Here is an 11,174-nt window from a genome sequence, read left to right on the forward strand (position 1 = left end):
GAACTCTTTCTAGTTGAAAGTACATAAATGGGATTTTTTATTTAGTAAGCGTTCTTTTGAAAATCAGCTATAGATTCAATGGCTTTGCCGATTATTAATGGCTCTGCATCATGGTGGGTTTTCCCCGTGTAATACATTACTAACCGGTTTGCGGTACGAGGCTTAACCGTATCAACAATAAACTTAATCATATCAACACGGCTGAGTTGTTTTAGCTTTTCAACCACTAATTGGCGCTGATTGAAGTTTTCATCTTTATTGCCAATGCTGACCCAAAACCGTTGTGCACGTGAACGTAGGTTAGTATCGGGCTCAGAAATTTGTGCAATAAGTCCTTTTTTACTCGCTTGCCATTGTGCTTCACTTAACTCTAATAACACAAGTGCAAAAGCATTGGTGAAATCATCGATAGCATCGGATAAATAACTTGGCTCAGCCACAGGAGATTGAATATACAAGATCAATCCTGGGTGACGATTTAGTGGCAAATTACCCGTTCCCACCATATAACCAAGCTGTTGTTTGGTCCGTAATTCATGGAAAAACGTGGTCGACATTAAATGATTAGCGAGTGTATAAATCGCAATTTTGTGTGGCGTTGTTTGACGAGATTGGTAATACATCAAAATCGCTGAGTCTTCATGATGACAATCTAACTCGTAAGTTAAGGTGCCACTGTTTTCTAAATGCACTAATGGACGTTGTGATTCACCGTATAATTGGTCAGTGACTCTAAAGGCATCTTTGAGGGTTTCAGCCAGTGCCAACGCATCTTTTTTGACCCAATTACCATAGACAAAAGCATCAATGTGTATTTCGGCAAACATCGCCTCAACAAATGGTGGTAGTTCATCAATAGTGATGGTTTCCAGTGCTTCGATAAGGTGCGGATAAGGCGGATTATTCGGCTGTAATAATCCTGTAAGTTGATTAAACAACTGAGAGATTGGTTTATCTTCTGCTGCATTGCGCCAATTACGTAACATTTGGGCTTTGATATTATCAAACCGTTGCTGAGTAAAATGGCGATTTTTAAAACGCGCTAAAATCAGTTGCATCAATTGAGGTTGTTTTTCACTAAAGCCAGAAAGCTGTAGGGTTACACCGCCTTGATGAGCATAAAGATTGTAAGACATTCCTGCAATTTCAGCTGGGTAAGCCGATTCATTGATTGCTTCTAATAACAGTTCGACACACAACCGTGTTTTAACAATATTTTCCGTTGAACTCACGGCATGTGGGCTATCAATAGCGACGTAAACAATGCCTTTCGGTACGCGAAAATCATGTTCTTGTTTATGCCATAAACGAAAACCGGGTAAATCTTGAATTAATTGTGGGGGTAATTCAGATCCTGCTTCAAGTGGCAAGGGTTCAAATTGTTCACACAAATAAATATTAGGCTCTGGTAATAATAATGCGTCATCAAGGCTGACATTGGTCCAGCTTTCAATTTGTTGTGGTGTGAATGGTGTCACTGAATAAGGGGTGTCATACCAAGCAGCAACCCGATCGTAGTGTCCACCTTGGGCGACTAAGGTTAAGCGCATATTACTCACGCTAAGGTAAGCTAATAGTTGTTCAAGTAGATCTTGATCATAGCCTTCCATCATATAATCGCCGTAGATAATATCTTCCGCGTTGTAATGCAGCAGATTCATCACTAAATAACTGACAGTATCCAGAGGGCGGCTTTTCTCTTGATAACGGAATGCCATTTCCAAGACGGATTTCTTCTCTTGGTAACGCCATGCATTTAACCCTTGCTGTTTGATTAAAGCAATAAAGGCAAACACGCACTGCACGATTTCATCTGTGTGTTGCTGGCCTTTAGGGGTTAAATTTAAACCAATGGTAAATTCACGGAAATTATTACCACTGACACCACCGCCAGCGGTGAGGGTATTGATTAATCCACGTTGTTTTAATATTGCCATTAAACTGCCCGTGCCTTCATTTCCCAGTAGGTGAGCAATGTATGACAGCGGCTTAATTTGATAATGCGCATCAACAGATGGCAACGCAAAAGATAAAGTTAACTTACGTAATTCTTTAATAGGTTCAATTTGAATGAACTTCTGACATTCGTTTTCAGTAACAAATGGCACGTCTATTGCTAGTTTTTTAGTGGTAGCATTAGGAATTTCACTAAAGAACGTTTGAGTGAAGTGTTCTAGTTCATCTAATGATTGTGGGCCTAATAGCACCAGCCCCATCACATCAGCTGAATAATGTTGATGATAAAATGCCAGCAGATCATCACGTACAGACTGGCCATTACGATCATCAAGCGTAGTGAGATCGCCAACCGAAAATTTAGCGAAAGGGTGGGCTTGATTAATGGTTTCTTTTTGCACTTGATACAAACGACGTACATCGTCTTTTATTTTTAGTTTGTATTCAGAATCAACAGCTTGACGTTCTTTATCAACCGCGTCTTCATTAAATAATGGGGCGGTAAAAAATTGGCCAAAGCGATCTAATCCCTCTTCAAATGCATGGGGACTGATTTCAAAGAAAAACGTAGTGTTTTCAGTGCCTGTCCATGCATTATTGCTACCACCATTACGGTTGATAAAGGTTTGGAATTCACCGACGCGTGGGTATTTTTCGGTGCCAAGAAAAAGCATATGCTCAAGAAAGTGTGCCATGCCTTGACGATCCGTGGGATCATCAAAGTGGCCTATCTCGACAGACAATGCAGCAGCAGAGCGAGGCGCTTCAGCATCATGAACGAGCAGTACTCGAAGTTCATTCGCTAAAGTGAGATAGCGATACTGCTTATGATCGTTAGGGCTAGTATGCACAGGAAGAGCCTATTTTTGAGGGAATTAGGTTAAGTATGACGTTCAATATTAAGGCTGGCAAATTGAAGATGCGATTAGATGAATTATAAGTCGCATTTCTGTTAATAAATTAAATAAATAAGTGATGAGTTAACCAATTGAGCCATTAAAAAGTAAGCTTAGCCACAGAATTAAAACTCTATGGTTATGCCAATAATAAAAGCATGTAATAATGATCGACCGACTCGATGATGTGAGTAGGATCTGCGATTGTTTAACTGAGGTTATCGAAATATCTATGCAAATTTATATTATGCGTCACGGTGAAGCCGAAAATTTTGCTGCAAGTGATGCTGAACGCCCATTAACGACGCGTGGCATTGCGCAATCACAGCAAATGGCAACATTATTAGCATCACATTTGAAGGGAGAATTAGATCAAGTATGGGTTAGCCCTTACTTACGAGCCCAACAAACATGGCAAGCAATGGTAAAGAGCTTACCTACCGCGACTCAAGTCGGTAGCGTTGAAGATATTACCCCTTATGGTGATGCTGAAACGGTGGCTGATTTTATTAAAGCGACCATTGAAACCGAGCAACCACAATCGCTACTGTTGATTTCACACTTACCGCTAGTGGGCTATTTAACAGCAGAGTTAGTTCCCGGATTACAACCACCTATGTTTTTGACCTCTGCGATTGCCGCGATTGATTATGATCCACAATCAGGAAAGAGCAAATTGTTGTGGCAGCATCAACCACATAAATAATAGGTAATAAATGACCATGACGAAGTGTGAGATTATGGCGCTGGCGGGTGTCTTGTTTATGGCTGGATGCAGTGTGGGTGAGCCAGCCCATATTACAGCTAACGGTATGGTGAAATGGTCTGATGGGCAAACTGAAGGCATGCATATTTCACAAACGGGCAGTAGCTTAACATTCGCTAACCATTCCAATGAAGTCGGTGCTCCGCCATTGGTCATTTTTGCGCGTATTGATAGCGCCCGTAATGATGATTGTGAGTATTTCTATGTTGAAACCGCAGTTAAAGAACGCCTTAAAGTCTGTGAGACAGGAGAAGTGACGTTATTTAACCGTGGTAAAGTAATCAAAGTTGGCCATATGGTAAAACCACGGTATTAGCGCTCTGGTATATCAATTAAGACGAGCAACGCGCCCGCGCCACCAAATTCTAAAGGCGCTTGGTGAAAAGCCATCACATCAGGATGTTGTGCTAACCACATTGGTGCTTTTTGTTTGAGAATATGTTTGCCAATGCCATGCATAACACAAGCACATGACACGTGTTCTTTGATACAAGCGGCAATCATTGCGGCTAATTCACGTTTTGCTTCTTGTTGTGTCATACCGTGCATATCAAGATAAATGTCAGGCACATATACACCACGACGTAATTTCTTTACTTCATATTTAGACACGCCAGTTCGCGCATATTGGGTTGGACCCGTGTCGCTAAGGTGGGGCTCAAATTCATCTGAGAAATAAAACTCATGATTTTGAGTCTCTTTGCCCATCACTTTTGCTTTATCTGCTTTTGAGTTCTGTTGACGGGGCGTGATTATGGTATCATGCGTGAACTTTTTTACGCCTTTTACCTCTGCCTTGAAGAGATCAAAATCATCTTCAAGCGGTGAATTTTTATTACTCATAATGAAATTCCAACAATTATATAGTGGTATTGTAGCGTTTATCGGAGGCTATTTTGGATAAGATTTTTGTCGACGAAGCTGTCAGCGAACTTCACACATTGCAGGACATGCTACGCTGGACGGTTAGCCGTTTTAACGCTGCTGGCCTATTTTATGGTCATGGTACAGACAATGCGTGGGATGAAGCCGTGCAACTGGTACTACCGACAGTTTATTTACCGTTGGATGTTCCACCGGAAGTGCGTAATTCTCGTTTAACAAGCAGTGAGCGTCATCGTATTGTTGAGCGTGTTATGCGTCGAATCAATGATCGTACACCCGTATCATACTTAACGAATGTTGCCTACTTTTGCGGTATGGAGTTCTTCGTTGATGAACGTGTATTAGTACCACGTTCACCGATTGGTGAGCTCATTGAAAACCGTTTTGAACCCTTTTTACAACAAGAACCAACACGTATCATGGATCTGTGTACGGGCAGTGGCTGTATCGGTATAGCTTGTGCGCACATGTTCCCTGAAGCAGAAGTCGATATTGTTGATATTTCGACTGATGCACTCGCTGTTGCTGAGCAGAATATAACGGATCATGGCCTTGAGCAGCAAGTGATTCCGCTTCGTTCTGATCTTTTACGTGATATTCCAAAAGATAAATACGATCTTATCGTGACCAATCCACCGTATGTTGACCAAGAAGATATGGACAGCCTACCAGAAGAATTCCGTCATGAGCCAGAGCTAGGTTTAGCCGCGGGCAGTGATGGTCTAAAATTGGTACGTCGTATTCTTGCAAATGCACCGGATTACCTTAAAGACGACGGTATTTTGATTTGTGAAGTGGGTAACTCAATGATCCACATGGAAGAGCAATATCCGCATATTCCATTCTTGTGGCTAGAGTTTGCGAATGGTGGTCACGGTGTGTTCATGTTAACTCGTGAGCAGCTTGTTGATTGTGCTGCCGATTTTGCACTTTACCGCGATTAATCAGTACTCAAATAACGCAAAATAAAAAGCCGACATCAATAGTATTGATGTCGGCTTTTTTTATATTATTTGCTATTTAAATCAATGCAATAATGATTACGCTTTATGTTGTGCTTGCTTGGCTTTCAATGCAGCCATAACCGTCGTTTGATGCTGTAAGTAATCTTCTAAGCCGGCACGACGTAAATCGCAAGATGGGCAGTCACCACAGCCGTCACCGACAATACCGTTGTAACAAGTTAATGTTTGTTCACGAATATAATCGAGTTTGCCATATTGATCTGCAAGTGCCCATGTTTCGGCTTTATTGAGCCACATTAATGGCGTTTTGATAGTAAATTGACGATCCATACCGAGCACTAACGAGTGGTTAAGTGAGCGTACAAATTCATCGCGGCAATCAGGGTAGCCAGAGAAATCTGTTTCACAAACCCCTGTGATTACCGCTTCTGCACCAATTTGGTAGGCATAAATACCCGCTAAAGTTAAAAATAAAATGTTACGTCCTGGTACAAATGAATTAGGTAAACCATTGGCTTGTAATTCATGAGAAACAGGAATGCTATCGCGGGTTAATGAACTGATTGCAAGCTCACCAATTAAGCTGACATCCATGACTTTATGTGCGGCAACACCAAGATCTTTGGCAATGTGCTCGGCAATTTCAACCTCTAGTTTGTGGCGTTGACCATAATCAAACGTAATACAGTGCACTTCATCGTAGTGCGCTAATGCTTGAATGAGACACGTGGTCGAATCTTGACCGCCACTGAAAACAACTACGGCTTTTGCCATGATGAATTATCCTTTGTGAGTGATTACCGAGAAACAGTCGGTACAATAATAGTCTAATGATGATTTCATTAGCATGGGGATATGCTAACTCAGCTGAAGGCGATAGAAAAGTAGCGATGACAAATAGCACCGATAAAAAAAAGCCGTACAAAGTGTACGGCATAAAATAAGCGTGATACGTTATCCATATAAACCTAATTGATAAAATGCAGAGCACAATTAGTTTTATCCGTATTTGCTTAAAGACACAAAATATAACCGGGTTGTAAATAAAAATAGGGGGGTTGGCGCTGTAGCTAACCAACCCAAGGGGTTGTTCTTTATTCGTTATACTGGCCACTCACCCGTTTGTTGTAAGTGCTGCAATTGAGCTAGGTGTGGATTAATATCGCCAATATTGGCGGTGATCCAGTCGTCGTTATAATAGGTTTCTAAATAACGTTCACCGCTGTCACATAACAAGGTCACAATTGAACCTGTTTCACCGCGTTGTTTCATTTCTGTCGCTATTTGCAATACGCCATACAAGTTAGTACCTGTTGAAGCTCCTGCTTTACGACCAATGATCTTTTCTAACCAATGGACGGTTGCCACACTGGCTGCATCAGGAATTTTGCGCATTTCGTTAATAACATTGGGAATAAAACTGGGTTCAACACGTGGTCGTCCGATTCCTTCAATGCGGCTTCCTGTTGTTAACGTAATCGCAGTATCTCGTTCCTTAAAATAGTCGTAGAAGACAGAATTTTCAGGATCAACCACACATAATTGAGTGGGGTGCATTTGGTAACGAATATAGCGACCAATTGTGGCCGATGTACCACCTGTTCCTGGGCTCATTACAATCCAGCTTGGAATTGGAAATCGCTCAAATTTCATTTGGTTAAAAATACTGTTCGCAATATTGTTATTACCACGCCAGTCAGTTGCTCGTTCAGCATAAGTAAATTGATCCATATAATGACCATTTAATTCTTTGGCTAAGCGACGAGATTCTTCATAAATAGCGGCTGATGAATCAACAAAGTGGGCTTTACCACCGTAAAATTCAATTTGCTCAATTTTTTTGCGTGCTGTTTTCCGTGGTACTACCGCAATAAACGGCAGTCCGAGTAAACGTGCAAAGTAGGCTTCTGATACTGCGGTGCTGCCTGATGACGATTCAATTACCGTCGTATCTTGGTTTATCCAACCATTACAGAGCGCATACAAAAATAATGAACGTGCTAAACGATGTTTTAGGCTTCCCGTCGGATGCGTACTTTCATCTTTTAGATAGATATCGATACCTTCAAGACTGGGCATATCAAGTTTAATCAAATGAGTATCGGCAGAACGTTGGTAGTCTGCTTCAATGGCTTTGATTGAGTTACTGATCCAAGCATTGTGTTCTGGTGCGGTATTTACAGTCATATTCATTACGTATTACCTCTTTGCTTAATTCGAATCCATCGAGTGTTTACTTAATCAACTCCCTTGATGCAACATGGGTATATAGTAAACAATGGTAATAAAAAAATCTTTGCTTTATTTGTTGTTTGTTTGATGTTTTATGGAAAATAGTTCTACTTTTAAAAATTAAAGTAAAAACCTGTTCTATTTTTTGTTGTTTTTATAGGAAGTGGTTCTTAGTTCCGGTGGTGGGTTTCAATGACATCTACCACTGTAGATTTAAAACCCATAGTTGTCTATTGTGAGATTACATAAATAAAGTGGTAGCGATCGTTATTATTAGTAATTTTTTTGCCTCTTTGCTGAATAAGAGGTATTTTTTAGGAAGTATTTACCCTTTTTATCCTAATTGGTGGCATTAATGGCAGTTTTAGATAGTGTTGATAGAACGTTGTTACGTTTATTGCAGAATGATGCAACCATGCCGTTGGCAGAACTTGCGGACGCTGTGAATTTAACAACTACTCCATGTTGGAAACGATTAAAGCGTCTTGAAGAAGACGGTATTTTACGCCAACGGGTGGCACTGCTTGATCCTGTAAAATTAGGTATCGCCTTTACTGCATTTGTACAAGTTAAGACCAGCAACCACTCACAAGATTGGTTTAATCATTTTGTTTCAACGGTAACGGAATTTCCTGAAGTGATGGAATTTTATCGCATGGCTGGGGAATATGACTACATGATGAAAGTACAAGTGGCTGATATGCAAGCTTTTGATAATATGTATAAAAAACTAGTCGCGGCTGTTTCTGACCTGACTAATGTGACGTCCACCTTTGCAATGGAACCACTAAAATACACCACAGCATTACCCGTTTAACTACGCCTACATACTAAAAATAACCCCGAGTCATTGTTGTAGTGATTTGGGGTTATTTTTATGTGATGTTTTAGTTAGTGCTGGCGAATCAATCCTTCCTGAACCGCCGATGCAACAAGTTGTCCTTGCTGATTATAAATTTCACCACGCACAATGCCACGTGATCCACTCGCTGATGGACTATCAATTACATACAGTAACCACTCATCAACTTTAAATGGACGGTGGAACCACATTGAGTGATCAATGGTCGCGACCTGCATATGAGGACTAAAGAGTGTGACGCCATGTGGATGTAATGATGTGGTCAAAAATCCCCAATCAGACGCGTAAGCCAGCATATATTGGTGAATGCTTAAATCATTAGGCATTGCACCATTGGTTTTTATCCATAAATGTTGCTTTGGTTCTGCAATCGCTGGTTTTAAAGGGTTAATGACCGTTACTGGGCGTACTTCAATCGGGCGCTTGTTACCAAACATCTCAACAATCTTTGGCGGTAAATATTGTGCAACCGATTCAACTAAATCACTTTCAGACGCTAAGCCATCAGGACCCACTACATTTGGCATTGTAGCTTGATGTTCAAACCCTTGTTCATCCGCTTGATAAGACGCCGTTAAATAGAAAATAGGGTGGCCATTTTGAATGGCTTTTACACGACGAGTGCTAAAACTGCGACCATCACGTAGGGTTTCTACATCATAGATAATCGGTTTTTCTGGATTACCCGGTAAAAGAAAATAGCTATGAAAAGAGTGTAAATGACGCTCGGGATCTACCGTTTGCTTCGCTGCTGATAAAGATTGCCCTATAACTTGACCACCGTATACCTGTGGTAAACCTAAATTCTCACTTTGGCCTCGAAAGAGTTCACGTTCAATTTGCTCTAATTGCAATAAAGTTAGTAGTTCATCTAATTGTTTGCTCATGGTACATCCTGAAAAATAAAAACTAGGGGAATGGTATGCTGATTTAGCGCTGCTGCCAATATGCCTATGAGTGCCCTTGCCATCGATAATAGCGTAGTGATATTCGCCCAGTGTCAGAGACGACAATGTTTTCTGCTCGTAATGCCGCTATCTGTCTTAATAGTGCATCATCTTTTAATGAAATCCGGCCTTGGCTATTAATAACACGATGCCAAGGTATTTTTGAGCCTTCAGGTAAGGTCGCCATTAAGCGTCCGACATGACGAGCATACCCAGGAAAACCGGCAAATTTAGCAATATCGCCATACGTAGAAACCAGCCCAAATGGAATTTGATAGACTTGGCTATAGATTTGATTGCAAAAGTCGTCCATATTTAATAAGTAGCCGTTAAATAATATGCTTGGTAAATAATAGCGGTTCTATCTTTTTAGACAACAGGATAACGCAAGGAGGTGTTGCCATGTTGTATGCTGCTTCATTGGTTACCGTTACCTTAATTTTAACGGTATTAGGTGTCAGTGCTCTCGGTCAAACTGCGGGGGAGTTGCCCGTGTTAGCACTTGCTATTCCTGCTCTGTGGCTACTACCACAAAGTGGTGTTGCAGGTTGGCTATTGCTCTGTGGCTTAGGTGCCTACGGTGCGATGCTGCCTGAACAACCGTTAGCATTATCAATCAGTTTATTTATGATGCTACCTATTCTGATGATTTGTATCTCCACCAAAGGCTGTTGGCAGCTTGGCGCATTGATGATCTCAATTGCACTCTCAATGAATGTTGGTTTAATGGCATTGCAAGGAGAAGGCAAGCTAGAGGGCAGTATCAGTGCAACCTTAGTGCAAATTATCGCGATTGGTGTTATTTGGTATGCCGCCCGTTGTTGGCGTCCTATTGCCGGTAACACATGGTGGCCATTACTCGCGGTATTACCACTATGGATAGGTGGAATGGGAGCTGCGGCATTAGTCGGCTTGTGTGTTACAGGATTAATCGCAGCACTACAAAGCCTGATTAAAATGAAACATCAAGATTGGATTCCACGCCTTGCTTGTATATTACCCGCGATTGGATTTACGACCTTAGTGGTGTTGCCACAATTTAGTGTTGAGAATCCGATTTTAGTCTCATGGCTATTAGTATTAGGCGGAGGCTTGTTAGGTGAATCACTATTAGATGATCCTGAAGAAGAGGATGAATAATCTTAACTAATGGGCAATAGGTTGACTTTATTACTATTTTGTTTAAATTCGAGCAAATAATCAGCAGTCAAACAAAAGGGTAAGATAACGGCTTGCATTGTTGGCGAGGTTAATAGATAATCCTTCCCGTTCTCGAAAGAGACAAAGAATCTATGGAGGCCCCCATTGGTCCTCCCGCAACACTAACCTGTGAACTCGGCCAGGCCCGGAAGGGAGCAACCGCAGCAGGCGTCGTGTGTGCCGGGATGTGGCTGGTGGGGGCTTCCACCCATCTAGCGTTTAGCAAATCCCTTTTCTATCAAAAAGTTACATTCTAATTCACTCTTTACAGTGTAGTTCAATATTATTGTTTTGTTCTTTTTATTACTATCAATAATAAATAGTTCGTTATAATCTCCAAACTACCAAACTACCAAACTACCAAACTACCAAACTACCAAACTACCAAACTACCAAACTACCAAACTACCAAACTACCAAACTACCAAACTACCAAACTACCAAACTACCAAACTACCAAACTAC

Annotated in this window: 11 protein-coding genes and 1 other RNA gene; 6 read left to right on the top strand and 6 right to left on the bottom strand. The window is 41.1% G+C overall.

The genetic code is table 11. The annotated features are described in order from the left end of the window. Positions 1-41: 41 nt before the first annotated feature. Positions 42-2,807: an insulinase family protein gene (locus C9I86_RS00455; RefSeq protein WP_107275326.1), complete on the bottom strand. Its 2,766-nt coding sequence runs from the start codon at positions 2,805-2,807 to the stop codon at positions 42-44. Between the two features lie 277 nt (positions 2,808-3,084). Between C9I86_RS00455 and sixA the strand changes: the two genes are divergently transcribed. Next, entirely contained in the window at positions 3,085-3,558 is a 474-nt protein-coding gene (sixA, locus tag C9I86_RS00460; RefSeq protein ID WP_080156912.1) for a phosphohistidine phosphatase SixA, read from the top strand. A 16-nt stretch (positions 3,559-3,574) separates the two neighbouring features. Continuing rightward, complete coding sequence (locus tag C9I86_RS00465) at positions 3,575-3,934, top strand: hypothetical protein (protein WP_235865864.1); 360 nt, start codon at positions 3,575-3,577, stop codon at positions 3,932-3,934. Here C9I86_RS00465 and smrB read toward each other — a convergent pair. After that, complete coding sequence (smrB, locus tag C9I86_RS00470) at positions 3,931-4,461, bottom strand: endonuclease SmrB (RefSeq protein WP_080156911.1); 531 nt, start codon at positions 4,459-4,461, stop codon at positions 3,931-3,933. The genes C9I86_RS00465 and smrB overlap by 4 nt on opposite strands. A gap of 53 nt (positions 4,462-4,514) precedes the next feature. Between smrB and prmB the strand changes: the two genes are divergently transcribed. Continuing rightward, positions 4,515-5,447 carry a 50S ribosomal protein L3 N(5)-glutamine methyltransferase gene (gene prmB, locus C9I86_RS00475; RefSeq protein WP_080156910.1) on the top strand — a complete coding sequence of 311 codons (933 nt, stop codon included), beginning with the start codon at positions 4,515-4,517 and terminating at the stop codon, positions 5,445-5,447. A 96-nt stretch (positions 5,448-5,543) separates the two neighbouring features. On the opposite strand, the gene queC is transcribed toward prmB, so the two are convergent. Further along, positions 5,544-6,242 carry a 7-cyano-7-deazaguanine synthase QueC gene (queC, locus tag C9I86_RS00480; RefSeq protein WP_107275327.1) on the bottom strand — a complete coding sequence of 233 codons (699 nt, stop codon included), beginning with the start codon at positions 6,240-6,242 and terminating at the stop codon, positions 5,544-5,546. A 327-nt stretch (positions 6,243-6,569) separates the two neighbouring features. Then, entirely contained in the window at positions 6,570-7,655 is a 1,086-nt protein-coding gene (locus tag C9I86_RS00485; protein ID WP_107275437.1) for a PLP-dependent cysteine synthase family protein, read from the bottom strand. A gap of 400 nt (positions 7,656-8,055) precedes the next feature. Between C9I86_RS00485 and C9I86_RS00490 the strand changes: the two genes are divergently transcribed. Next, on the top strand, positions 8,056-8,517 hold the full coding sequence (locus tag C9I86_RS00490) for an Lrp/AsnC family transcriptional regulator (protein WP_107275328.1): 462 nt from the start codon (positions 8,056-8,058) through the stop codon (positions 8,515-8,517). Positions 8,518-8,591: 74 nt separating this feature from the next. On the opposite strand, the gene tesB is transcribed toward C9I86_RS00490, so the two are convergent. Beyond that, complete coding sequence (gene tesB, locus C9I86_RS00495) at positions 8,592-9,449, bottom strand: acyl-CoA thioesterase II (protein ID WP_107275329.1); 858 nt, start codon at positions 9,447-9,449, stop codon at positions 8,592-8,594. Positions 9,450-9,513: 64 nt separating this feature from the next. Then, positions 9,514-9,822 carry an MGMT family protein gene (locus tag C9I86_RS00500; protein ID WP_107275330.1) on the bottom strand — a complete coding sequence of 103 codons (309 nt, stop codon included), beginning with the start codon at positions 9,820-9,822 and terminating at the stop codon, positions 9,514-9,516. Positions 9,823-9,911: 89 nt separating this feature from the next. Here C9I86_RS00500 and C9I86_RS00505 point away from each other — a divergent pair, with 89 nt between their 5' ends. Together C9I86_RS00505 and ffs are read left to right on the top strand one after the other, a co-directional pair. Then, positions 9,912-10,649 carry a hypothetical protein gene (locus C9I86_RS00505; RefSeq protein ID WP_080156904.1) on the top strand — a complete coding sequence of 246 codons (738 nt, stop codon included), beginning with the start codon at positions 9,912-9,914 and terminating at the stop codon, positions 10,647-10,649. A 163-nt stretch (positions 10,650-10,812) separates the two neighbouring features. Continuing rightward, positions 10,813-10,909: signal recognition particle sRNA small type (ffs, locus tag C9I86_RS00510), an RNA gene on the top strand. Positions 10,910-11,174: the final 265 nt, after the last annotated feature.

The sequence above is a fragment of the Photobacterium sp. NCIMB 13483 genome, from assembly GCF_003025475.1.
Lineage (GTDB): Bacteria > Pseudomonadota > Gammaproteobacteria > Enterobacterales > Vibrionaceae > Photobacterium > Photobacterium piscicola.